Raw genomic sequence first — 22,988 nt, 5'->3', positions numbered from 1 at the left:
ATGAGCACAGGCACCATTCTCGACAAGATCATTGCCCGCAAGCAGGAAGAAATTGCGGTCGGCAAGAACAACTACACCCTGGGAGAGCTGGAAGCCATGGCCGCCAACGAGCGCAAGGCCAGAGGGTTCATTTCCAGCCTGTTTGACCGGGTGCGTGACCACCAACCGGCAGTGATCGCCGAAATCAAGAAAGCCTCTCCCAGCAAGGGCGTGATCCGGGACGATTTCGACCCGGTAGAGATTGCCCGCAGCTACGAGAAAAACGGCGCGGCCTGTCTGTCGGTACTTACCGACAAGGACTTCTTTCAGGGTGACGAGCATTACCTGCGTGCGGCACGCAACGCGGTAAATCTGCCGGTGCTGCGCAAGGACTTCATGATCGACCCCTGGCAGATCTTCGAGTCCCGGGCCATGGGCGCCGACGCCATTCTGCTGATCGCGGCGGCCTTGTCTGATGAGCAGATGAACGAGCTCTACCACGCCGCCCAGCAGGCTGGCTGCGATGTGCTGGTGGAAGTGCATACCGAGGAAGAGCTGGAGCGGGCGGTGAATCTCAACGCCGAGCTGATCGGCATCAACAACCGCAACCTGCATACCTTCGAGACCAGCCTGAACACCACCCTGACGCTGGCGGAAAAGGTCCCCGGCGACCGTATGATTGTCACCGAAAGCGGTATCCACACCTCGGAAGACGTGAAGCTGATGCGCAAGAACGGCATCAATGCGTTCCTGGTGGGCGAGGCCTTTATGCGGGCGGAGGATCCGGGGGCGGCGCTGAAGTCGCTGTTTTTCTGAGTTGACAGTTGATAGTGGACAGTTGACAGCTCGCGCCTGAACTTTTGTGAATGCTGAAATTTGTGAGGCCGCGTCCATAAGTATGGGGGCGGCCTTTTGTTACCGGGGGAGCATATGACAGGAAAGTCACCGCAGGAATGCCTGGGCATGGAGGATGTGCGTGCTGAAATAGACAGCCGCGACCGGCAAATCATTGCCCTGCTGGGCGAAAGAGTAGGCTATGTTCATGCTGCCGCAGCGTTCAAGACAAGTGAGGATGGGGTTCGTGCGCCAGAGCGCTTTAAGAGCATGCTTCAGACCCGGCGGGATTGGGCGGAGCAGGAAGGGCTGGACGCAGACATGGTCGAGAAGCTTTACCGGGATTTGGTGGAATACTTCATTCAGCGGGAGATGGAGGCGTTCAAGGGTAGTTGACAGTTGATAGTTGACAGCTCGCGCCTGAATTTCTGTGAATGCTGAAACCAAAGAAGCCGCGCTCATAGATTTGGGCGCGGCCTCTTTGTTTTAATGAACCAATGACTTCGCCCGCGACGCTGTCAACTGTCCACTATCAACTGTCAACTTTTTACCGTGTTCCGTAAACCACCATGGTCTTGCCCTTAACAGACACCAGCCCCTGTTCTTCCAGGTTCTTCAGTACCCGGCCGACCATTTCCCGGGAGCAGCCGACGATGCGGCCGATTTCCTGGCGGGTGACCTTGATCTGCATGCCGTCCGGGTGGGTCATGGCGTCGGGCTGTTTGCACAGGTCCAGCAGGGTGCCAGCCACACGGCCAGTCACATCCAGGAACGCCAGATCGCCCACCTTGCGGGTGGTGGCGCGCAGGCGACCGGCGATCTGGGCGGAGACGGCGAACAGGATGTCGGCGTCTTCCCGGGCCAGTTGCTTGAATTTGCCGTAGCTGACTTCGGCGACTTCGCATTCAGTCTTTGCTTTTACCCAGGCAGAGCGTGACGGGTCGTTCTCGAACAACCCCATTTCACCGAAGAAATCCCCTTCATTCAGGTAAGCCATGATCATCTCGCGACCATCGTCGTCTTCGATCATGACCGTCACGGAGCCCTTCAAAATATAGTAAAGCGCATCCGATTCATCACCCGCATAAATGATGGTGCTCTTCGCCGGGTACTTGCGGCGATGGCAGTGGGCCAGAAACTGGTCCAGATTTGGAATAATTTTGTTGCCGTCAGTCATGGGTGCTCAATATTAAGCCAGAAAAATGTCTTAGCTGGTAAGCGTAAGGATATTGCCTGTTTTTATCATTGATGCCAAGGGAACTGGCTCTCACTCTCAATTTTCACAGGCTCAGCGGTGGTTTATGGCTGACCGGCACCGGATCAGCAGGCAATGGGGAGGGCTGCCCGGTGGCAAAATTATCTGCCATCCGGGGCTGTCAGGGGGGTGGCGGCGCCCCCGCGCTATGGTACTCTGCGCCCCCTTTCGGGGCTGGATAAAGGCAGCCTGGAGCGGTGACTGGAACCTGGGAGATCCCCCATGAAAGCAGTGGTTAAATGGCAGGGTGAAGCCTGCTATGAAGCGCAGACAGAAAGCGGCCATACGGTGCTCATGGATGGTCCGCCGGATCACGGTGGTCAGAACCGGGGACCGCGTCCCATGGAGACCCTGTTGCTGGGTGTTGGCGGTTGTTCCTCCTTTGATGTGGTGCATATCCTCAAGAAGTCCCGCCAGGACGTGACGGACTGCCGCTGTGAGTTGACCGCCGAGCGTGTTGATGAAGTGCCTGCGGTATTCAGCAAGATTCATCTGCACTTCATCGTCAGCGGCAATAACCTGAAAGAAAACCAGGTGAAGCGGGCGGTGGAGCTGTCTGCTGAAAAGTATTGCTCGGCCAGCATCATGCTGACCCGAGGTGGTGTTGAGATCACCCATAGTTATACCATTGAGGGGCAGGAAGCTTGATTCCTGCCCGGTCAACGGTCCGGCGCAAGCCGGAGGCAAGCTGAGGCCCTGAGGTCTCGCAAACAGGTAGCCGCAGAGTCTGCGGTGGTGTGTTGGTTTTATTGTGGCGGTGACGCCTACGGGGTACAGCTGTGGTGAAAGATCCCAATCCCAAGATTACGGTTCATGGTTTCAACAACCTGACCAAATCCTTGAGCTTCAATATTTTCGATATCGCCTATGCGAAGACGGAACAGCATCGCAAGGAGTACATCGAGTATATTGACGAGCTGTATAATGCCGAGCGTCTCACCGAGATTCTCACCAACGTGACCAAGATCATCGGCGCCAACGTGCTCAACGTGGCTCGCCAGGATTACGATCCCCAGGGCGCCAGTGTGACCATGCTGATTGCCGAGCATGAGAGTCCGCCGGATGGCACTGACTGGGACGAAGAAGCGCCTGGCCCGCTGCCGGACTCCGTGGTGGCGCATCTGGACAAGAGCCATGTAACGGTGCACACCTACCCGGAATCCCACCCGGATAACGGTATCTCCACCTTCCGGGTGGACGTGGATGTGTCCACCTGTGGAGTGATTTCACCTCTGCGGGCGCTGAATTACCTGATCCACAGCTTCGATTCCGATATCGTTACTGTCGACTATCGGGTGCGGGGCATGACCCGGGATCTGGATGGCACCAAGCACTACATTGATCACGACATCAATTCGATCCAGAACTTCCTCACCGAAGACACCCAGAACGCCTATCAGATGATCGACGTGAATGTGTTCCAGGAGAACATCTTCCACACCAAGATGTTGCTCAAGGACTTCGACATCGACAACTATCTGTTCGGTGCCGGCAGTGACGAATTCGAGAAGGAAGAGCTGGAGCAGATTGAGGAGCGCCTGCGCACCGAGATGCTGGAGATCTTCTACAGCCGGAATATGGGGTAAGGAAGCTTCGAGCTACAAGCTTCAAGCTCCAAGCAAAACAAAAAAGCCGCATCCTCTTGGGTGCGGCTTTTTTGTTGTTGGCTACGAAGCCGCTGTAGGAGCGCCTCTTGAGGCGCGAACCGTGCGAAGCACGGAATCGCCCGCAGGGAGATCAAACACTCCAAACCGTGACAGAGTTTCGATAGAAAGATCAGTAGGGTTTTGAAGGGTTGCCTCGCCAAGGCTCGGTTCGCGCCTCAAGAGGCGCTCCTACAGGTGCTTTTTCAGCGCGCCGATCAGATTCTGTAAGTCGTGAACGTCATCACCTTGCTCATCAGTGTCATGGCGTGGCGAACTGGTGGGGGCAGGTCTGCGCCGCCGGCGTCTTTGGCGGTGACGGCGTGTTTGAGTTCGTCGCTTTTCATCTGTTCCAGAATGGCGCGGGTGCGCAGGTCGCTTTCCGGGACCTGGAACAGGTGGGCTTCCAGATGTTTGACCACCTGGTTTTCCGTTTCCGACACAAAGCCCAGGCTCCAGCGGTCGCCGACCAGGCCGGCAGTGGCGCCTACCGCATAGCTCATGGCGTAGAACAGCGGGTTAAGCTTGCTGGGGACACCACCGAGCTCCTGAATCCGCTCCTCGCACCAGGCCAGGTGATCCTCTTCCTCACGGGCTGCTTCCTCCATGGCATGGCGCACATGGGGCAGGCTGGCGGTGCTGGCCTGGCCCTGATACAGGGCCTGGGCACACACTTCACCGGTATGGTTGATGCGCATCAGTCCCAGCACATGACGGCGCTTGTCGGTGGGCAGGCTGCCGGCTTCGGGGGCATCCGGCTCCGCGGACGCATGGGCAGGGGCGCGCTCCGCCTGGATGGTACCCGGCGTCAGGGTGCGCAGGGCGTTATCGGCCCGGGCCAGTAGTTTATCCAGCGGTGACAGTCGACGTTCGGTCATGGCAGATGATCGCTGGCACGCAAACATGCAACATGCTTGCACGCGTGAAAAGTAAGGGACTCCTAGTGTAGCCTAAGAGCGCTTTAATTAAATCACCCTGGGGTGTGTGGGGGTGCTGCAGGAGCGACGCTTGAGTCGCGAATTGTGCGGGGCAAGCCCGGATTCGCGACTCAAGCGTTGCTCCTACTGACAAAACAAAATAACAAGGGCGATGCAAGCCAGCGTGAAGCCTGTTGCGTGAGGCGTGCCAGCGTAAAACCATGAGTGACCTGAACGACCTGAAAATGCTGTTGGAATCCCGCTATCCCATCGTGGTCATCGAGACCTGGGAGGAATTGCGGGCGCTGGATCTGATTCGCCGCCTGGGAATGCGCGAGGGCCGGCCGGTGTTCGCCTGGAACGGGGTGGATGGCCTGCGCCGGCTGGAATTCGAGGACGCGCCCAGCCAGAAGCATACGGTGGAACCCGACGCCGTTTTGGGCCAGATTCGTGGCACCAATGAGCCGGGCATTTATGCCCTGTGTGATTTGCATCCTTATCTGGAGGGTGAGCCCAAACAGGTGCGCCTGCTCAAGGAAATTGCCCTGCATCATGAGCGCCTGCATCACACCCTGGTGTTGATCAGCCACCAGTTTTCCATTCCCCCGGAAATCCGTCGTTACTGCACCCGTTTTTCCCTGTCCATGCCGGACGAGAAGCAGCTGGAGCACATCGTTCAGGATGAGGCCCGTCGGTTCAAACAGGAGAAAGGCGAGCGGGTGCGCGCGGACCGGAACTCACTCGATCGACTGGTGCGCAACCTGCGTGGCCTGAGCGTGGAAGATGCCCGCAAGCTGGCCCGGGGGGCGATTATCCATGACGGTGCCATTACCGAGGCGGACCTGCCGGAGATCAACAAGGCCAAGTTTGCCTTGATGGAAATGGACGGCGTGCTCAGCTATGAGTACGACACGGAAAGCTTTGCCGACGTGGGCGGCTTGCAGGGTCTGAAAGACTGGTTGGGCAAACGAGAGCAAGCGTTTCACGGGCAAACCGATATCGACAGTCCACGGGGCATCATGATGGTGGGCGTGCAGGGCGGCGGCAAAAGCCTGGCTGCCAAAGCCGTAGCCGGATTGTGGGGGTTGCCACTGCTGCGCATGGACATGGGGGCGATCTACAACAAGTTCTTCGGCGAATCCGAGCGCAACGTGCGCGAGGCCCTAGAGTTGGCGGAAACCATGTCCCCTTGTGTGCTGTGGATCGATGAGATCGAGAAGGGCATCGCCGTGGGCGACAACGATGGCGGCACCTCCCGGCGGGTGCTCGGTACCCTGCTCACCTGGATGGCGGAAAACCAGAGTCAGGTGTTCCTGGTGGCCACGGCCAACGATATCGAGCGCCTGCCACCGGAACTGATCCGCAAGGGGCGCCTGGACGAAATCTTCTTTGTGGATCTGCCATCGCCGGCGGTGCGCGAGGTGATTTTCCGCATTCACCTGGAAAAACGCGGCCAGGCGCCGGAGCGATTTGATCTGCCCACCCTGTCTGCGCACAGCGACGGGTTTACCGGGGCGGAAATCGAACAGGCCGTGGTGGCCGGTCTCTACAGTGCCAGCGCTGCCGATGGCGTGCTGGACCAGGCGCTGCTGGAGGCTGAGCTGGCGGCCACCGTGCCGCTGTCGGTGACCATGGCGGAATCCCTGGCGCGGCTGCGGCAGTGGTGCCAGGGCAGGGCGGTTCATGCCGGTGCTTGATCCCGGCCTGGCGGGCTCTGATCGCAGTCTCACTGCGGCCTATGTGGATGCGGTGCTGCCGCCGTTGCTGGATCATTACGGTTTGTCCCGGGACGCGGTGCTAGAGCAGGCCGGGCTCAGCGAGACACCGTTTGCGGAGCCGGGACAGTTGCTGCCGTTGGTGGATGTATTGCGGCTGTTCCTGGTGATTCTGCAGGCCTGCGGCGATTCCGGGCTGGGCTTCGAAATCGGCAAGCGGGTTAAGCCGCGCTCTTATCAAGTGCTGGGTTATGTGATTCTGGCCAGCCGCGATCTGGGCCAGGCCATCGAGCGTCTGATCCGCTTTGAAAGCCTGTCCGGCAAGCTGGGAGAGACGCAACTGTCGCACCATGTCGACACAGTCCGTTTGAGCTGGCAGTGCCCGCTGGCCGGCGAGCCGGGCCGTTATCTCACTGAGGCGGCGGTAACCGGTTGGGTGGCGTTTATGCGCCCGCTGATAGCCCGGCAGTTGAGTCCTACCAGGGTGTGTTTTCGCCACCCGGCGCCGGAGGATGAGCAACGCTATCAGGCGTTTTTTGATGCGCCGGTGCGGTTCGCGGCGGATTTCGACGGGGTGGAATTGCCGGCGGAGTACCTGTCGCTGCCGTTGGAATCGGCAGATCCTGGGTTGTCGGTCATGATGGAGCGCGAGGCCCGTGACCTGCTTGCCAACTTTGACGCTAATACCAATCTGGTCAGTGCCGTGCGCGCCCGCATCTATCAGCAGCTGGCGGATGGCGAGCCATCGCTGGAATCCGTGGCGGATAGCCTGGGTATGCCCGCCCGCACGCTCAGCGCCCGGCTGGCGCGCCGTTCATTGCGATTTGCGGAAATCCTGGATGGTTTGCGCCAGAGTCTGGCGGAGCTGTATCTGCAGGACCCGGCGCTGTCGTTGACCGAAATCGCCCTGCTGCTGGGCTTCGCCGAATCCAGTTCTTTCAGTCGGGCATTTCGTCGTTGGCGAGGAACAAGTCCGAATCAGTGGCGTCGGGGCGGGTAAAGCGCACCAGGGTATCGCGAAGCACATTCAACTCCACCGGCTTGGGCAGGTGGGCATTCATGCCCGCCGCCAGGCTGCGTTCCTTGTGCTCGCGCAGGATGTGGGCGGTGAGGGCGACAATGGGCACTGCCGGAAGTCCCTGTTTCTGCTCGTACTGACGAATCCGTCGGGTGGCCTCGAAGCCGTCCATTTCCGGCATTTCGCAATCCATCAGGATCAGGTCATAGCGGTGCTTCTCGGCCAGGGCCAGTGCTTCCTGGCCGTTGGAGGCGATGTCAGCCTTGAGGCCCAGTTTGGCAAGCATGCCACGAATCACTTTCTGGCTCAGGTAATGGTCTTCTGCTACCAGGATGTTCAGTTGTGGGTCGGGCTTGTGCTCGGTCTTGCTGGGAATGGGGCGGTGGCCCAGCCCCAGTTCCTCGGCCAGTACCTGGCGGAGACGGGGGGCGGAAACCGGTTTTGACAGCACCCGGTGGATGCCCACGTTGCGGGCCTGGGTGGCGGTGGGGGCCAGGCTGATGCCGGTGAGCATCACCAGCACGGTGGGATGCATGATCACCGGGTCCTCGTGGATCCGAGCGGCCAGTTGCATGCCGTCCATGCCGGGCATGTTGTGGTCCAGCACCACCACGTCATAGGGCTCGTTGATGTTGGCCTGGGTCCGCAGGGAGGCCAGTGCTTCACGGGGGTCGTGGCAGGCGGTGACACGCATGCCCCAGGACAGGGCGTGATGGCGAAGCACCCGGGTTACGGTGCTGGAATCATCAACTACCAGCAGGCTGCGACCTTCCAGCGCGGAGGTATCCACCATTACAGGAGGTGGCGCATCGGTGATTTCTGGCGGCAGGGGAACCACAAACCAGTAATGGGCGCCGCGCTGATCCTGAAGGGTGCCCATGCGGCCGTGCAGGGCTTCCACCAGCTGCTCGGCGATGGCTAGGCTGAGGTGGCTGCTTTCTGGTTGTTTGGTGGTGCTGCGCAGGCGTTTGAGAATGTCGTCGCTGATGGCGCTACCGGAGAACCCGAAGCGCACCCGGTCCGCCTGGCCGGTGGGCTCCATGGAGACATCCACCACCAGTTCCCCGTGGCTGCCATGGCGTACCAAAGCGCCCATCAGGTTGGTGAGGATCTGGCGCAGTCGCCCCGCGTCACCGATTACCCTTGTGGGCACATTGGTATGCACGTGGGTGATCAGTTCGATCTGTTTTTCCTCGGCCTTTTCCTTGAACAGGTCGATGGCTTCCATGATCAGGTCATGGATGTCCAGGGCGCTGTGATTGATATCGGCCCCCTGGGTGGATAGCTGCGAATGCTCCAGTACGTCATTGATGATGCGCAGCAGGCTGTCGCCGGCATTCTGGATGGCGCCGACGCATTCGCGCTGGTTGGGGGTAAGCGGGGTGTCGCCAAGAATTTCCGCCATGCCCAGGATGCCACTGAGCGGGGTGCGAATATCATGGCCGATCCGTGACAGGGTTTCCCGGCGGGTGCTGTCCACGGTTTCGGCAACCGCCTCGGAGCGCTTCTTCTCGATCTGCATACGAGCCTGCTGGCTGTGTTGTAGCCGCAGGCCGATGCCCAGAGTCATTGCCTCCAGCACGGTAGCGCCCAGTAGCCATTGGGGGAGTTCCGCGCCGGTTTGCACGATTCCCAGGCAGGCCAGGCATATCAGCAATGCAGGAAAGCTGATCAGCAGAGATGTCAGGAAAAACAGGCCGCCGCCGGTGATTTCCCGGTGCCAGGCGGTGTAGCCCATGGTGAGCAGAAACAGGGTGGCCATGGTGACCAGGGCGAAACTGATGTAGCCGGCGGCGGCCAGCGGTAGAATCACGGTAAAAGGCAGATTGGCCAGGGCCAGCATCTGCAGCAGACGGGTGCAGTAATGCAGCCAGCCGGTCTGGTCCGACAGGTTGAAAAAGCTGCGTGACAAGCCGGTGGCCGACCACATGGCCAGCATCATGCCGGCAAACAATAGTCGTGGATGAAGCAGGTTATTTTGACTGAGATCCCAGGGGAGCAAGTCCGCCAGGGTCAGTCCGATCAACAGAATGCTGAGGATAAAACCGCAGTGGTAGTAATAGGTGGCTCCGCCGCGAAGAGCGCCGACAATCAGGTTATAAATCGCCAGGATCAACAGGGCGCCGGCCAGTAACATGTAGATGGCATTTTGCTGCTGTTGGGTCTCAAGCAAGTGGTTGACGGTGGTCAGGGTCAATCCGTAAGTGAGATAGGCCCGGGGTGGCAGTTGCAAATAGGCAAGTCGGGTTTCGCCGGTGGGTAGGTGCACCTGGAAACTGCTGCCGCGACCGGTAATACGCTGTTCCGGCTCCAGTTGCCGGTAGACGCCGTCTGCGTTCGGTAGATAGAGTTGTGCCGCCGGATTACCGCGCAGGTGCAGGGCGAAATCGTGCTGATTACCCAGTTCGTTCCTGATGGCAACGCGCACCCACCAGTGGCCGTTGCGGATGCCCAGGCGTTCGATATAACGCGTAGCCGGCTGGAAATGATCCATGGCCGGTAGCTGGCTGACGGTATGGATGTCCAGCTCGCCGGAGGGGTCGCGCAGGTATTCGGAGTAGATGGTAATCCGCGCCTGATCTGGCAGGCTGTGGATCACAAAGGGTGGAGGTGGTTCCGGGTTGGCCCGGCAGAGGCTGCCAGCCAGGCCCAGCAGGAGTATCAGAGCGCCTCTGAACAGAAAAGAGTCAGGCCACTTCCGTTGGTTTTTTTGCATCCGTCGCTTTTCCCCGGTCCAGCACATAGGCATTCAGGCCTGCTTCCGAGAGGATATAGGCTCCCAGCTCACTGCGTCGACCATCTCCGCACACCACATAGAAAAAATCCTTTTCCAGATTGTGAACTTCGCGGCGTAGTTCGTTGAGTGGAAGGTTGCGGGCTCCCGGCGTACGGTCGTGGCGGAACTCCATGGGCAGACGCACATCCACCAGGATGCAGGCGGTTTCAGCCTCGAGCACCATGGTATCCAGCTCGTCTTCGCTAAGATGGCGGATTACCGAGTCCTGCAGGATGGACTGGAAGTCCTGCTTGCCCAGGCACATCAGTACGCCGTCGCTGCTCATGGTGATGGTGGCGTTGCGGGGGCTGTCGCTGATCAGGGCGTCTTCACCGAAGAAGCGCCCGGCGGACAGGGCTGCCAGGGTTTCCTGTTTGGCCCCCTTGGAGCGGGTGACCATGGCCTTACCCTGCTTGATGACGAAGAAGGTGTCGCCATCCTCGCCTTCGGTGACCACGGTTTCGCCAAGCTGAACGTCACGTTCCTCGAATTTCACGAACAGGCTGTGAATCATGGCCGGTGGTATGGCGGAAAACAGTTCCGAGGACAATAGCGCATCCATCCAGTCCCGTTCGCTTTCGTCATCGTCTTCATCAAGCATGGATTCGGCGGCCTGGGTCCAGGTCATCAGCAGATCCAGCTTGTTACGGTCGATGGCGTAGAGGGTGGTGGTTTCCGCGCTAATGGCGTTGATGGTGTGTTCCGGATAGTTGTCCAGCGCCAGGTAATTCTCGTCGTCATCGGCGGCGAAGTGGCGTACCTGGAAACTGGCGTCGGTGAGATCCAGAGAACCTTCCACCAGAAAATAGGCCTTGTGGCTGGTCTGCCCGCGTTTGAACAGCAGTCGCCCGGGGTCGATCTTGATGACTTCGAACTGGCCCTGGATTTCCTTCAGATGCGATTCGCCCAGGCAGTCAAAGGGAATGAAATTCTCGAGACGAGACATTTCGGCGACGACATCGCTCATTGGTAGCCCCCGGTGCTTCGTTAGTGGGTGAGCCAAAGTAGGCTCACCTTTATTTCGTAGAGGCTACTACTTTATGACTTTTCGCGGGCCACTGCACGGTAACCGATGTCTGTGCGGTGGTAGGCGTCGCGCCATGTGATCTGCTTCACACCGGAGTAGGCATTGGCCTGGGCTTCACTGACGGTATCGCCGACACCGGTCACGCAGAGAACGCGACCGCCGCTGGTGACGACCTGGCCGTCTTTCTCGGCGGTACCGGCATGGAATACCTTCACGGTGTCGGAATCGGCTTGATCCAGGCCGTCGATCACGTCGCCCTTGTCGTAGCTGTCCGGGTAGCCGCCAGCGGCCATGACCACGCCGAGAGTGGGGCGCGGGTCCCACTGGATTTCGGTCTGGTCCAGCTTGCCGTCCAGTGCTGCCAGGCACAGGGCGGCCAGGTCGGATTGCAGACGCATCATGATCGGCTGGGTTTCCGGGTCACCGAAGCGGCAGTTGTACTCGATGACCTTGGGGGCGCCATCCGGGTTGATCATTAGCCCGGCGTAAAGGAAGCCGGTGTAGGGCATACCCTCGGCGGCCATGCCTTCCACGGTGGGAGTGATCACCTCGTCCATGATGCGCTGGTAGACCGCATCGGTGACCACCGGGGCCGGGGAGTAGGCACCCATGCCGCCGGTGTTGGGGCCGGTGTCGCCGTCGCCGACGCGTTTGTGATCCTGGCTGGTGGCCATGGGCAGCACGTTCTTGCCGTCCACCATGACGATAAAGCTGGCTTCCTCGCCTTCCAGGAATTCTTCCACCACCACGCGGTGGCCGGCGTCGCCAAACTTGTTGCCGTCGAGCATGTCGCGCACGGCGTCTTCGGCGTCCTGCAGGTTCATGGCGACAATCACGCCTTTACCCGCCGCCAGGCCGTCGGCCTTGATGACGATGGGGGCGCCCTTTTCACGGACATAGGCCAGGGCCTCGTCCATATCGGTGAAGTTGCCGTAGGCGCCGGTAGGAATGTTCTGGCGGGCCAGGAAATCTTTGGTGAAGGCTTTGGAGCCTTCCAGTTGCGCCGCCGCCTTGCTGGGGCCGAAACACTTCAGGCCATTGGCCTGGAAGTTGTCTACCAGCCCTTCCACCAGTGGCGCTTCCGGGCCGACGATGGTCAGGTCAATGTTATTGTCCTGGGCAAATGCCAGCAGGGCAGGCTGATCCAGCACATCAATGGCCACGTTTTCCAACTTGGCTTCGCGGGCAGTGCCGGCATTGCCCGGCGCCACAAACACGTTTTCTACCTGCTCAGCCTGGGCCACTTTCCAGGCCAGCGCATGCTCGCGGCCACCGCCGCCAATCACCAGAACTTTCATCTTGCTTCAACCTTGTAAGATCAAATGCTTTTTTACCACAGAGGGCACTGAGGTCACTGAGGAAAAACAGAATACCGATCAGGGCATTGTCTTCCGTTTCCTGTGCTTGTCGTGGCCTGCCAGGACTGATTCGAATTTTCCACGGGGCACAGAGCTCAAGGGAGCAAACCGGGGCTATCAAAGCCGGATGGGTTTATCTCAGTGACCTCTGTGCCCTCTGTGGTAACAGCCGCTTTTGGTTTTAGTGACGGAAGTGGCGCATGCCGGTGAAGACCATGGCCATGCCGGCTTCGTCGGCGGCAGCAATCACTTCTTCGTCGCGGATCGAGCCGCCCGGCTGGATCACGCAGCTGATGCCTACCTTGGCGGCATTGTCGATGCCGTCGCGGAACGGGAAGAAGGCGTCGGAAGCCATGACCGAGCCTTCTACCTGCAGGCCGGCATGCTCGGCCTTGATGGCGGCGATGCGGGCGGAGTTGACGCGGCTCATCTGGCCGGCACCTACGCCTACGGTCTGGCGATTCTTGGCGTAGACAATGGCGTTGGATTTGACGAACTTGGCCACCTTCCAGGCGAAGATCAGGTCATGCATCTCGGCTTCGCTGGGCGCGCGCTTGGTCACCACTTTCAGCTCACCTTCGGTGATCATGCCGATATCGCGGTCCTGGACCAGCAGGCCGCCATTCACGCGCTTGTAGTCCAGGCCTTCAGCGGCCGCACCCTCGATCTCGCCACAGACCAGCACCCGCACATTCTTCTTGGCGGCGGTGATGGCCAGGGCTTCGTCGGTGGCAGAAGGCGCGATGATCACTTCCACGAACTGACGGTCGACAATGGCCTGGGCGGTGGCCGCATCGAGCTCGCGGTTGAAGGCGATGATGCCGCCGAAGGCAGATTCGGTATCGGTGGCGAAGGCCAGATCATAGGCCTTGCCGATGCCGTCCAGGCTCACCGCCACGCCGCAGGGGTTGGCATGTTTGACGATCACACAGGCGGGCTTGGTGAAGCCTTTTACGCATTCCAGCGCCGCGTCGGTATCGGCGATGTTGTTGTAGCTCAGCTCTTTGCCCTGCAGCTGCTTGGCGGTGGCAATGGAGGCCGGTGCCGGGTTGCGCTCGGTGTAGAAGGCCGCTTTCTGGTGCGGGTTCTCGCCGTAGCGCATGTTCTGGGTTTTCTCGAAATTCAGGTTGATGGTGCGCGGGAAGTCAGCATTGTTCTCGCCCACCTTCTTGCCAAAGTAGTTGGCAATGGCGCTGTCATAGGCGGCGGTATGTTCGAACGCCTTGATGGCCAGGTCGAAACGCAGGGTGTCGGACAGGGCGCCGTTGTGGGTAGCCATGTCGTTGAGCACACGCTGGTAGTCGCTGGTATTGGTGACGATGCCCACGCTGGCATTATTCTTGGCTGCAGAACGCACCATGGTCGGGCCGCCGATATCGATGTTCTCGATGGCATCTTCCAGGGAGCAGTCCGGGTTGGCCACGGTGGCTTCGAACGGGTAGAGGTTGACTACCACCAGATCAATGCGGCTGATGTCGTTGTCGGCCATGACCTGTTCGTCCTGGCCGCGACGGCCAAGGATGCCGCCGTGCACTTTCGGGTGCAGGGTTTTCACCCGGCCGGCCATCATTTCCGGGAAACCAGTGTAGTCGGAGACTTCGCGCACGGCGATGCCTTCGTCCTGCAGTTTCTTGTAGGTGCCGCCGGTGGAAAGAATTTCCACGCCTTGCTCGGCCAGTGCCTTTGCAAATTCGACGATACCTGTCTTGTCGGAAACACTGATCAGTGCACGTTCAACCGCGTTGCTCATGGGATTTCACCAAGTTGCGTTCTGGGATAAGTGGTTCATTTAAAAACAAAAAAAGGGCAGTAAGGACTGCCCTTTATCGCTGGGGTCGTGCTTAAAGCAGACCGTACTGCTTGAGCTTCTTGCGCAGGGTGCCGCGGTTCAGGCCCAGCAGCTCGGCGGCCTTGGTCTGGTTGCCGCGGGTGTACTCGAGCACTTTCTCAAGCAGCGGGATTTCCATTTCCGCCAGTACCATCGGGTAGAGTTCGCTTACGGCCTCACCGTCCAGCTGGTTGAAATAATCGTTTAACGAACGTCGCACACAATTGCGCAGAGTGTCGTGGGTTTCGCTGCGCGCGATGGTCAGGTGCGGCTTTCGTGCTTCTGCGGTGTTCATTTCAGTAAGTGTCCGTGCAGCGGCTGTGTTAACTGAAGAAAGGGTCATGCGGCCAAGGCTCCGTTTTTCTTCCGGGCAGACACCTCGCCATAACAACCGAATCGTACCCGGTCGGTCGTGGCGTTTATCTGTTGGAAAAACTGCTCGATTGCCAACCGTTGATCGGTGGCATTTTCCAGTGTGTTAAATCCGCGCCGGAAGTCTTCGCCACCGGGCAGGTTTTGCGTATACCAGCCCAGATGTTTGCGTGCGATACGCACTCCCATGAACTCTCCGTAGAACTGGTGGAGTTCGGCGAGGTGCTGTTGCACGCAATCGTGGACTTCCGTTACGAACGGCGCTGCGGGTAGCGAGCCGTGCTCGAGGTAATGCAGGGTATCCCGGAAGATCCACGGGTTCCCCTGTGCAGCGCGGCCGATCATGATACCACCCGCGCCGGTGGATTCCAGTACCCGTTTAGCTTTTTCCGGGCTATCCACGTCACCGTTAGCCATAACCGGAATATTCACCGCGGCCACCACCTGGGCGATGGAGGCGTACTCGGCGTCACCGTTGAACTTGTCAGCACGGGTGCGGCCATGGATGGCCAGGGCCTGAATGCCCGCTGCTTCCGCGATACGGGCGATCTCCAGCGCGTTGCGATGGTCGCGATCCGGGCCGGTACGGATTTTCAGCGTCACCGGCACGTCCACGGCAGCGACAACCGCATCCAGGATGCGGGCCACCAGGTCCGGGTCCGCCAGCAGGGCAGAGCCTGCAGCGCGTTTGCACACTTTCTTTGCCGGGCAGCCCATATTGATATCAATGATCTGGGCGCCATGATCCACATTGGCGCGGGCCGCATCGGCCAGCATGGCCGGCTCACCGCCGGCAATCTGCACCGACACCGGGCCGGGTTCACCACTGTGATCAAGCCGTTGGCGTGACTTTCGAGAGTTCCACAGACGGGTGTCCGAGGTCACCATTTCCGACACCAGCAGACCAGCGCCCAGATCCCGGCACAAACGCCGGAAAGGGCGATCCGTGACGCCGGCCATGGGGGCCAGAATCAGCGAATTGGGCAAGGTATATGGGCCGATCTGCATAGGGTCGCAATGGCATGTGTGAAAGGGGCGCTAATGATAGTGAGCGGCGCGCGGGGATGAAAGGGCACAGGGTAAAAAATGCGCGATTACGGATGAATGTGATGGAGCTATCCGGATGACGAGTGGTGAGGAACGAGTCTCGAAAGGCTTGGCTTTTCGAGACTCGTCCCTCGTGACTCGTTGATCCGCGGGGGCGTGTTAGCGCTGGCTCACCCGCTCCTGAGCCTCCACGGCCGGCAGCAGACGCAGGTTATAGTTTACCGCCTGTTCGCCAGGATCGACGATTTCCAGGGAGATGTGCAGGGGGGTGTTCACCGGCATGGCCTCCAGGTTGGTCAGGTCGCCACGCAGGTACTCCGCCGGGCTGAAGCGGCGGCTGGCTACCGGGTTGCCGTTGAGGGCGCTGAAGCTCAGTTCCAGCTCCGGAAAGGGTTGCGGGTAGCGGGCTTCATTGAACAGGATGGCGTCCACGATCAGGGCGTTGGCGTAATCCGGGTGGCTGCGTACCACCAGGTTGGCGCCGCGCAGTTTGCTGATGTCGGTGCGGTTGGGGAGCCGACAGCCAAGTACACCACAGGCCTGTTGGTAGAGCGGTCGCCATTGCGGGCTGCGGGCCAGGTCGTCGAAATTGAAGTAGGCGTATTGTCCCACCAGTACCACCAGGGCCAGCACGGACAGGCCGCTCCACTTGAGCAGGCCGCCCCAGTCGCGCTGTTGACGGAAGGGGGTGTCGCGTTCGCGTACTGGCCGGGACAGCGGCACCGGCTCCTCGGTCAGGTCGTCACCAAACAGGTCCAGGCCGCCAAAGAAATCGTCTTCGTCGTCATCCTTGGGTGGTTTGGGGGCCGGTTTCTTTTTCGCCTGTGGTGGCGGTGAAGGCGCTTTGCGTTTGTCTGCCTGGCTTTCCCGGGGGCCGAAACTGGCAGGCTGACGGGTTTCCTGCTTGGCGGGCTGGTCCTCGTCCTCTTCCAGTTCCTTGAGCAGGGCTTCGGCCCAGGCCTCGTCGGCATTTTCGTGGTGGCTGGCGCGACCGGCGCCGTGCATATCGGAGAAGTCTTCGCCGAGACCGGATTCGGCAGCATCTTCATCCAGATTGATGAAAGAGTCGCTTAGCTCCATGCCCTCAATGCTGGGGCTGGAGGAGGCGCCATCATCGTCATCGGTGAAGGTTTGTTCGGCGCTATCCGGTACGCTGGTGCTTTCGCTTTCCAGGGCTCTGGCCCAGCGGTCACCGGCGGGTTCTTCCTGGGCGAGAGGCGGATCAATCAGGTAGTCGCTGGCCTGAAAAATCTGCAGGCAGGAGCCGCAGCGAACCGCGCCGCGCGCCTGCTTGAGGTGTTCTTCGGTAATCTTGAACTGGGCTGCACAGTGCGGGCAGCGGGTCTTGTATTGGGCGGCCATGGCTTTCGCCTGATTGTTATTGGTGATGAGACGCAACAAGCTGCACGCAACAGGCTACCACGCAGCCAGGGAATCAAGATGGTGTGCAGGCAACTACGTTTTACAGAAAAAGCAGGACAGGCCGCAAGGACCTGTCACTCAGTTTTGCGTCGTACCCCGTCGATTCGAACCCAGTCGCCCTGTTGGCTGGTGGGATTCAGGTCGAACCAGGGGGCATAGGCGCTGCGCACCGACTCTGCCTGCTCAGCAAGAATGCCGGACAGGGCCAGGCTGGCCCCGGCGCGACAATAACCGGCAAGCTGGTCGGCCAGTTCCACCAGCGGGCCGGCCAGGATATTGGCGACCAGTACATCACAGCGGTAATCCGCCGGCAGATTTTCCGGCAGGTAAAGGCTGAGACCGTCGGCGACACCGTTATTGCGGGCATTATCCTCGCTGGCGGTGAGTGCCTGGGAATCGATGTCGGTACCGGTGGCATTGCCTGCGCCTAACAGCAGGGCGGCGATGGCCAGCACCCCCGAGCCACAGCCGAAATCCAGCACCGCCTTGCCTTGGAGGTCGGTCCGGTCCAGCCATTCCAGGCACAGGACGGTGGTCTCGTGGGTGCCGGTGCCGAAGGCCAGGCCCGGGTCCAGCTTCAGGTTCACGGCCTGCGGATCCGGTGACTCACTCCAGCTGGGGACGATCCACAGCCGTTCGCCGAAGCGCATGGGAGCGAAGTCATCCATCCAGGCCCGTTCCCAGGCCTGGTCATCCAATGTCTCGTGGTGATGGGCCTGAGCGTCCAGTCCCTGTTGTTGCAGGGCGGCGAGGATCAATGCCGGGTCACGGTCAGCATCGAACAGGGCGCTGACCACGGTGTTCTGCCACAGCGGGCGGGCACCGGGGGGCGGTTCAAACACCGGCTGATCGGCGCCATCAGTCAGCGTGACCGCACAAGCCCCCATATCTTCCAGTGCGGACTGGAAGGCATCGGCGTGGGCTTCGGTGGTGGCGAGGTGTAGCTGGAGCCAGGCCATGGATTCTCCGAATTGAGAATGGACAGTTGATAATTGATAACTCGCGACCTGGATTTGGACCGGTGTTTCAACGCATGAGGCCGCGCTCAAGCATTGGGCGCGGCCTCATGGCTGGGATCGCAGATCAGCTCTTGCGCGTAACTATCAATTATCCATTCTCAATTATCAATTTGTATCCTGTCCCAGCTTCTTCTCCAGATGGTGAATATCCACCCCGCCGGCAATAAAGGCCTTGTCCTTGAAGATCTTGTTGCGGTGCAGTTCCACATTGGTCTTGATGCCTTCCACCACGATTTCGTCCAGCGCATTTTTCATGCGGGCGAAGGCGATCTCGCGGTTTTCGCCCCAGGTGATCAGCTTGCCGATCAGGGAGTCGTAGTAGGGGGGCACGGTGTAGCCACTGTAGATATGGGAATCCACCCGTACACCATTACCGCCGGGGGCATGGAAATAGGTGATCTTGCCGGGGCAGGGAGTGAAACGCACTGGATCTTCAGCGTTGATGCGCACCTCGATGGCATGGCCCTGGAACTTCACGTCGGTCTGCTGCAATTGCAGGCCTTCGTCGCTGGCGATACGCAGCTGTTCCTTGACGATGTCGACACCGGTGATCATTTCTGTGACCGGGTGTTCCACCTGCACGCGGGTGTTCATCTCAATGAAGTAGAAACCTTCATTTTCGTAGAGGAACTCGAAAGTGCCGGCACCCCGGTAATTGATTTCCTTGCAGGCGTTGACGCAACGCTCGGCCACTTCGTCTTTCAGGTGCTGGGGAATGTCAGGCGCTGGTGCTTCTTCCACCACTTTCTGGTGACGACGTTGCAGGGAGCAGTCCCGGTCGCCCAGATGAATGGCATGGCCGGCGCCGTCGGCTAGCACCTGCACTTCCACGTGGCGGGGTTTCTGCAGGAATTTTTCCATGTAGACGGTGGCGTCGCCGAAGGCGTTCTTGGCTTCGGAACGAGTCAGCGTGATGGCGTTCAGCAGGTGCTTGGCTTCTTCCACCACGCGCATGCCACGGCCACCGCCGCCGGCGGCGGCCTTGATGATCACCGGGTAGCCGATCTTCTCCGCCATGGCCAGGGAGGCATCGCCGTCGTCGCCCAGGGGGCCGTCGGAGCCGGGTACGGTAGGGACGCCGGCCTTTTTCATGGCTTCAATGGCGGCCACCTTGTTGCCCATCAGGCGAATGGTGTCCGCCTTGGGGCCGATAAAGGTAAAGCCTGAGCGTTCCACGCTTTCGGCAAAATCCGCATTTTCTGCGAGAAAGCCGTAACCGGGGTGAATGGCGTCGGCGTCGGTGACTTCCGCCGCACTGATAATCGCCGGGATGTTCAGATAGGACTCGGTGGACGAGGCCGGGCCGATGCAGACCGCTTCGTCGGCCAGTCGCACGTGCATCAGATCCCGGTCCGCCTTGGAATAAACCGCCACGGTGCGAATGCCCAGCTCCTTGCAGGCGCGCAGGATACGCAGGGCAATTTCGCCGCGGTTGGCAATGACAACCTTTTCCAGCATGAGATGCCTCCGTTAAACGATGGAGAACAGAGGCTGATCGAACTCAACCGGTTCGCCGTCTTCCACAAGGATGGCATCAATGGTGCCGGACTTGTCCGCTTCGATCTGGTTCATCATTTTCATGGCTTCGACGATGCACAGCACGTCGCCGGCCTGGACTTTCTTGCCTACCTCAACAAAGGAGGAGGCCCCCGGCGACGGGGAGCGGTAGAAAGTGCCGACCATGGGCGAGCGCACCAAGTGGCCGCTGGGGGTGTTGTCAGCCGGTGCCGGTGTTTCAGCGGCGGGAGCCGGGGCCGGGGCCGGAGCGGGCGCGGCGGCCTGCGGTGCGGCATAGTAATGTGCCGGCGCTGCAGGGTGGCGGGAGCCGCGGCTGATGCGCACGGACTCTTCTCCCTCGCAGATCTCCAGCTCTTCAATGCCAGATTCCTCCAGCAGCTCAATCAGTTTCTTGACCTTGCGAATATCCATGTATTAACCATCCAGTTGTTCTAGGGCGGCGGTCAGCGCCAGCTGGTAGCCGGTTGCGCCGAGCCCGCAGATCACGCCCCGGGCAATATCGGAAAAATAGGAATGATGGCGGAAGCTTTCCCGGGCATGCACGTTGGACAGGTGCACCTCGATAAAGGGGATATCCACCGCCAGCAGGGCGTCACGCAGGGCCACGCTGGTATGGGTGAATGCCGCCGGATTCATGATGATGAAGTCGATGCCTTCGGTGCGGGCATCGTGGATCCGTTCAACCAGCTCGTATTCCGCGTTGCTTTGCAGATGCTGCAGGTGATGGCCTGCATCGCTGGCCTGGGCCTGCAATTGCTGGTTGATATCGGCCAGGGTGGTATGGCCGTACTTGTCCGGCTCGCGGGTGCCGAGCAGGTTCAGGTTTGGGCCGTGTAAGACCAGAATGGAAGCCAAAACAGGTCCCCCTGGGGAATTTGTCGTTATCTGCCGTGAACGTGCAGGAAATGCACCGGTTATCCCGGCGTTTCTGGCACTTGTGCAATATTAGGGGGAAATCATGACAGAAAAAAGGGGTTTACAACATTCGTTACAAGTTACCGGAAGATGCCGGGCAATCGGTACTGTTTCACGGTTTTTGTTTAGATGCAGGAACAACAACATTTCAACAGGGCTGTTGTAGGAGCGGCGCTTGAGCCGCGAACCGAGCGTCAGCGAGGCGACGAAGACGTGGGTATCCGCGACGCTATCGTGGATAGACCTGTCGATTTTTGGGATTCCTGATCGCCCTGCGGTCGATTTCCGCGCAAAGCGCGGTTCGCGGCTCAAGCGCCGCTCCTACGGCAGCTACGTCGATATTACCTGCTACAGCCCCGGCATAACCCGCTTATCCAGGTGTTCCAGAAACCGGTCCGGCTTCATTTCCCCCAGCACCCGGGATTCCGGTAGTTCCATGCCTTCCGGGGTGAAGAACACCAGCGCCGGCAGGCCGAGGATGTTGTATTGCTCCATGATCGCCTGGCTGTCCGCGTTGATCTCGGTGATGTCCACCCGGTAGAGATCGAAGTCTTTCATGGCGGCGAGTACCTGCGGGTCGCTGAGGGTGGTTTCCTCCAGTATTTTGCAGGCCACACACCACTCGGCAAAGAAATCCACCAGCACCGGTTTGCCTGCCTGGCGGGAATTAGCCAGGGCGGTGCCCAGATTGTCGCGTCCCAAGATGGTTTGCCAGGGCCCGTGGTCCCCCGGGGCACTGGCGGTGGCCGCGGCCGGTGCCGATTGCGTCATCGGCGCCAGGGGCTGGAGTGGATCGTCGCCGCCACTGAGCGCACCAACGATCATCACCGAGCCATACAGGGCCAGCACCAGGGCGATGCCGCGCTTGAGCCGGGCGATGCCTTCGCCGGCGGCTTCCAGAGCGCCGAGCTGCACGCCGTAGACCGCCAGAAGCAAGCCGTAAAGGCCCAGGGTAATGGTGCCGTTGATGATGCGATCCAGAAGCCAGATGGCAACACCGAGCATGACCACCCCGAAGAAGCGTTTGATCTCTTCCATCCACATGCCGGCCCGGGGCAGCAAGCTGCCGCCGCCGGTGCCAAAGATGATCAGCGGCAAGCCCATGCCCATGGACAGGGCAAACAGGGAGGCGGCGCCGGTGAGGGCATCACCGCTCGCGGCCACATAGATCAGTGCACCGGCCAAAATCGGGGTAACACAGGGAGACACGACCAGGGCAGAGATGGCCCCCATGATAGCGGCACCGAAAAGGCTGCCGCGCTTGCTCTCGCCGGGCTGGTGCAACTTGTTACGCAGAAAGGCGGGCAGTTGCAGCTCATAAAGGCCGAACATGGACAGCGCCAGCAGCACGAAGATCACGGTGGAAGTAATGATGGCCGCTGGCTGTTGCAACATAAATTGCAGGTTGAGCCCGGCGCCAAATACCGCAACCAGCAGGCCGGCAAAGGTATAGGGCACCGCCATGCCCAGCACATAGCTGGTACTTAGTACAAAGCCACGGCTGGCACTGGGCTCCTTCTCGCCGGCAATAATGCCGGACAGAATCGGCACCATGGGGAACACGCAAGGGGTGAACGCCAGCAGCAGCCCGCCGACAAAAAAGAGGCCGATTACCAGGCCCAGGGAGCGGTCGTTCATCCAGCGGTTGAAGGCGTTGGCATCGTCGGATTGCAGGGTGCTGAGGAAGCCGCCGTCATCGTTATTGCTGCTGGTGGTATCAGCGGGGCGGGCCGCCTGAGCGGCCGGGGGCTTTTTTGCCGGTGACGGGTTGGCCAGCGGGATGACTTTCCTGGTGGGCGGGTAGCACAGGGTGTCCTCGATGCAGCCCTGGTAGCGCACCTCCAGCTCGGTCGCCACCAGCGGTACGCTGGTCACTGGCAAGTTCAGGGTAAGCCGGTCGTAGTACACCTCCACATCCCCGAAAATCTCGTCGGTCTTGTCCTTGCCGGGAGGCAGGGCGTAGTCAGCGAAATCCTCCAGCACGTTGCCGTTCTGGTCACGCAGGCTGAAGCCGAAACGGTGCTGATAGAGGTAAACGTCCTCCATAAGCTCGAAATCCAGCAGCAGTTGCTGGTTGTCCCAGTCTGCATCGGTGATCAATTGAATGGCTTCATCGACGCCAGGAAGAGGCTGCTCGCCAAACAGGTCTTGCGCGATGGCAATAGGCCATAAACAAAACAGTGAAAGAAAAAGCCCCAGTCGCTGCCAGCTGTTCTGCATTACTGTCTCCTCAAACCCCAAAGATATTACCGGCACAGTTTCGATGCCGAATAGGCGAATTAGTTTCAGGGGTGTTTATTAACGGTGCCTTAAGGTTCCTTTAAGGCGTCCGGTGGAAGCTGTGG

General features: G+C 59.9%; 21 protein-coding genes. 6 read left to right on the top strand and 15 right to left on the bottom strand.

What is annotated here, in order from left to right; genetic code table 11:
• The gene (trpC, locus tag T9A_RS15500; protein ID WP_035250218.1) at positions 1-795 is read left to right on the top strand and encodes an indole-3-glycerol phosphate synthase TrpC; all 795 of its coding nucleotides are present in this window, start codon (positions 1-3) and stop codon (positions 793-795) included.
• Between the two features lie 114 nt (positions 796-909).
• On the top strand, positions 910-1,209 hold the full coding sequence (locus T9A_RS15495) for an isochorismate lyase (RefSeq protein WP_035250216.1): 300 nt from the start codon (positions 910-912) through the stop codon (positions 1,207-1,209).
• Between the two features lie 151 nt (positions 1,210-1,360).
• Here the strand turns inward: T9A_RS15495 and crp are convergent, their stop codons facing one another.
• Positions 1,361-1,990, bottom strand: coding sequence for a cAMP-activated global transcriptional regulator CRP (crp, locus tag T9A_RS15490; RefSeq protein WP_035250214.1), 630 nt, complete (start codon positions 1,988-1,990; stop codon positions 1,361-1,363).
• 300 nt (positions 1,991-2,290) lie between these two features.
• On the opposite strand from crp, the gene T9A_RS15485 reads away from it, so the two are divergent.
• Together T9A_RS15485 and speD are read left to right on the top strand one after the other, a co-directional pair.
• On the top strand, positions 2,291-2,716 hold the full coding sequence (locus tag T9A_RS15485) for an OsmC family protein (RefSeq protein WP_035250212.1): 426 nt from the start codon (positions 2,291-2,293) through the stop codon (positions 2,714-2,716).
• A gap of 131 nt (positions 2,717-2,847) precedes the next feature.
• Positions 2,848-3,654, top strand: coding sequence for an adenosylmethionine decarboxylase (gene speD, locus T9A_RS15480; RefSeq protein ID WP_052043094.1), 807 nt, complete (start codon positions 2,848-2,850; stop codon positions 3,652-3,654).
• 275 nt (positions 3,655-3,929) lie between these two features.
• Here speD and coq7 read toward each other — a convergent pair whose 3' ends face one another.
• Positions 3,930-4,589: a 2-polyprenyl-3-methyl-6-methoxy-1,4-benzoquinone monooxygenase gene (gene coq7 / locus T9A_RS15475; RefSeq protein ID WP_035250209.1), complete on the bottom strand. Its 660-nt coding sequence runs from the start codon at positions 4,587-4,589 to the stop codon at positions 3,930-3,932.
• Positions 4,590-4,849: 260 nt separating this feature from the next.
• On the opposite strand from coq7, the gene T9A_RS15470 reads away from it, so the two are divergent.
• Together T9A_RS15470 and T9A_RS15465 are read left to right on the top strand one after the other, a co-directional pair.
• Positions 4,850-6,325 (top strand): Ycf46 family AAA ATPase, encoded by a 1,476-nt coding sequence (locus T9A_RS15470; protein ID WP_035250207.1) that lies wholly within the window; start codon positions 4,850-4,852, stop codon positions 6,323-6,325.
• Positions 6,312-7,343: an AraC family transcriptional regulator gene (locus T9A_RS15465; protein WP_035250205.1), complete on the top strand. Its 1,032-nt coding sequence runs from the start codon at positions 6,312-6,314 to the stop codon at positions 7,341-7,343. Before T9A_RS15470 ends, T9A_RS15465 begins: the two co-directional genes overlap by 14 nt.
• Here T9A_RS15465 and T9A_RS15460 read toward each other — a convergent pair.
• The 13 genes from T9A_RS15460 to dsbD form a co-directional block, all read right to left on the bottom strand.
• A complete protein-coding gene (locus tag T9A_RS15460; protein ID WP_035250203.1) occupies positions 7,282-10,077 on the bottom strand; it encodes a hybrid sensor histidine kinase/response regulator in 2,796 nt (931 codons plus the stop codon). The two genes, T9A_RS15465 and T9A_RS15460, sit on opposite strands and share 62 nt — an antisense overlap.
• Positions 10,049-11,104 (bottom strand): cyclic nucleotide-binding domain-containing protein, encoded by a 1,056-nt coding sequence (locus tag T9A_RS15455; protein WP_035250200.1) that lies wholly within the window; start codon positions 11,102-11,104, stop codon positions 10,049-10,051. The genes T9A_RS15460 and T9A_RS15455 overlap by 29 nt, the downstream gene beginning before the upstream one ends.
• 71 nt (positions 11,105-11,175) lie before the next feature.
• The gene (gene purD, locus T9A_RS15450; RefSeq protein WP_035250198.1) at positions 11,176-12,462 is read right to left on the bottom strand and encodes a phosphoribosylamine--glycine ligase; all 1,287 of its coding nucleotides are present in this window, start codon (positions 12,460-12,462) and stop codon (positions 11,176-11,178) included.
• A 241-nt stretch (positions 12,463-12,703) separates the two neighbouring features.
• On the bottom strand, positions 12,704-14,272 hold the full coding sequence (gene purH / locus T9A_RS15445) for a bifunctional phosphoribosylaminoimidazolecarboxamide formyltransferase/IMP cyclohydrolase (RefSeq protein WP_035250196.1): 1,569 nt from the start codon (positions 14,270-14,272) through the stop codon (positions 12,704-12,706).
• Between the two features lie 91 nt (positions 14,273-14,363).
• Positions 14,364-14,645 carry a DNA-binding transcriptional regulator Fis gene (fis, locus tag T9A_RS15440; RefSeq protein ID WP_035250194.1) on the bottom strand — a complete coding sequence of 94 codons (282 nt, stop codon included), beginning with the start codon at positions 14,643-14,645 and terminating at the stop codon, positions 14,364-14,366.
• Between the two features lie 44 nt (positions 14,646-14,689).
• On the bottom strand, positions 14,690-15,730 hold the full coding sequence (dusB, locus tag T9A_RS15435) for a tRNA dihydrouridine synthase DusB (protein WP_084573529.1): 1,041 nt from the start codon (positions 15,728-15,730) through the stop codon (positions 14,690-14,692).
• 198 nt (positions 15,731-15,928) lie between these two features.
• Positions 15,929-17,131, bottom strand: a complete 1,203-nt coding sequence (locus T9A_RS15430; protein ID WP_035250192.1) for a zinc-ribbon and DUF3426 domain-containing protein — start codon at positions 17,129-17,131, stop codon at positions 15,929-15,931.
• Between the two features lie 134 nt (positions 17,132-17,265).
• On the bottom strand, positions 17,266-18,150 hold the full coding sequence (prmA, locus tag T9A_RS15425; protein WP_035250190.1) for a 50S ribosomal protein L11 methyltransferase: 885 nt from the start codon (positions 18,148-18,150) through the stop codon (positions 17,266-17,268).
• Positions 18,151-18,315: 165 nt separating this feature from the next.
• Complete coding sequence (accC, locus tag T9A_RS15420) at positions 18,316-19,668, bottom strand: acetyl-CoA carboxylase biotin carboxylase subunit (protein WP_035250187.1); 1,353 nt, start codon at positions 19,666-19,668, stop codon at positions 18,316-18,318.
• A 12-nt stretch (positions 19,669-19,680) separates the two neighbouring features.
• Positions 19,681-20,139, bottom strand: a complete 459-nt coding sequence (gene accB / locus T9A_RS15415; protein ID WP_035250186.1) for an acetyl-CoA carboxylase biotin carboxyl carrier protein — start codon at positions 20,137-20,139, stop codon at positions 19,681-19,683.
• 3 nt (positions 20,140-20,142) lie between these two features.
• The gene (gene aroQ, locus T9A_RS15410; RefSeq protein ID WP_035250183.1) at positions 20,143-20,583 is read right to left on the bottom strand and encodes a type II 3-dehydroquinate dehydratase; all 441 of its coding nucleotides are present in this window, start codon (positions 20,581-20,583) and stop codon (positions 20,143-20,145) included.
• Between the two features lie 90 nt (positions 20,584-20,673).
• Entirely contained in the window at positions 20,674-20,955 is a 282-nt protein-coding gene (locus tag T9A_RS17120; protein ID WP_156964920.1) for a hypothetical protein, read from the bottom strand.
• 36 nt (positions 20,956-20,991) lie between these two features.
• Positions 20,992-22,863 (bottom strand): protein-disulfide reductase DsbD, encoded by a 1,872-nt coding sequence (gene dsbD / locus T9A_RS15405; RefSeq protein WP_035250181.1) that lies wholly within the window; start codon positions 22,861-22,863, stop codon positions 20,992-20,994.
• Positions 22,864-22,988: the final 125 nt, after the last annotated feature.

The sequence above is a fragment of the Alcanivorax jadensis T9 genome (assembly GCF_000756655.1).
GTDB classification, from domain to species: domain Bacteria; phylum Pseudomonadota; class Gammaproteobacteria; order Pseudomonadales; family Alcanivoracaceae; genus Alcanivorax; species Alcanivorax jadensis.
The sequence above is the reverse complement of the archived record's forward strand: the minus strand, read 5'-3'. Positions and strand labels throughout refer to the sequence as shown.

Excerpts from the sequence above, each read along its gene's own strand:
- trpC (WP_035250218.1), top strand. The coding sequence starts at position 1 with ATGAGCACAGGCACCATTCTCGACAAGATCATTGCCCGCAAGCAGGAA.
- T9A_RS15495 (WP_035250216.1), top strand. The coding sequence starts at position 910 with ATGACAGGAAAGTCACCGCAGGAATGCCTGGGCATGGAGGATGTGCGT.
- crp (WP_035250214.1), bottom strand. The coding sequence starts at position 1,990 with ATGACTGACGGCAACAAAATTATTCCAAATCTGGACCAGTTTCTGGCC.
- T9A_RS15485 (WP_035250212.1), top strand. The coding sequence starts at position 2,291 with ATGAAAGCAGTGGTTAAATGGCAGGGTGAAGCCTGCTATGAAGCGCAG.
- coq7 (WP_035250209.1), bottom strand. The coding sequence starts at position 4,589 with ATGACCGAACGTCGACTGTCACCGCTGGATAAACTACTGGCCCGGGCC.
- T9A_RS15470 (WP_035250207.1), top strand. The coding sequence starts at position 4,850 with ATGAGTGACCTGAACGACCTGAAAATGCTGTTGGAATCCCGCTATCCC.
- T9A_RS15465 (WP_035250205.1), top strand. The coding sequence starts at position 6,312 with ATGCCGGTGCTTGATCCCGGCCTGGCGGGCTCTGATCGCAGTCTCACT.
- T9A_RS15460 (WP_035250203.1), bottom strand. The coding sequence starts at position 10,077 with ATGCAAAAAAACCAACGGAAGTGGCCTGACTCTTTTCTGTTCAGAGGC.
- T9A_RS15455 (WP_035250200.1), bottom strand. The coding sequence starts at position 11,104 with ATGAGCGATGTCGTCGCCGAAATGTCTCGTCTCGAGAATTTCATTCCC.
- purD (WP_035250198.1), bottom strand. The coding sequence starts at position 12,462 with ATGAAAGTTCTGGTGATTGGCGGCGGTGGCCGCGAGCATGCGCTGGCC.
- purH (WP_035250196.1), bottom strand. The coding sequence starts at position 14,272 with ATGAGCAACGCGGTTGAACGTGCACTGATCAGTGTTTCCGACAAGACA.
- fis (WP_035250194.1), bottom strand. The coding sequence starts at position 14,645 with ATGAACACCGCAGAAGCACGAAAGCCGCACCTGACCATCGCGCGCAGC.
- dusB (WP_084573529.1), bottom strand. The coding sequence starts at position 15,730 with ATGCAGATCGGCCCATATACCTTGCCCAATTCGCTGATTCTGGCCCCC.
- T9A_RS15430 (WP_035250192.1), bottom strand. The coding sequence starts at position 17,131 with ATGGCCGCCCAATACAAGACCCGCTGCCCGCACTGTGCAGCCCAGTTC.
- prmA (WP_035250190.1), bottom strand. The coding sequence starts at position 18,150 with ATGGCCTGGCTCCAGCTACACCTCGCCACCACCGAAGCCCACGCCGAT.
- accC (WP_035250187.1), bottom strand. The coding sequence starts at position 19,668 with ATGCTGGAAAAGGTTGTCATTGCCAACCGCGGCGAAATTGCCCTGCGT.
- accB (WP_035250186.1), bottom strand. The coding sequence starts at position 20,139 with ATGGATATTCGCAAGGTCAAGAAACTGATTGAGCTGCTGGAGGAATCT.
- dsbD (WP_035250181.1), bottom strand. The coding sequence starts at position 22,863 with ATGCAGAACAGCTGGCAGCGACTGGGGCTTTTTCTTTCACTGTTTTGT.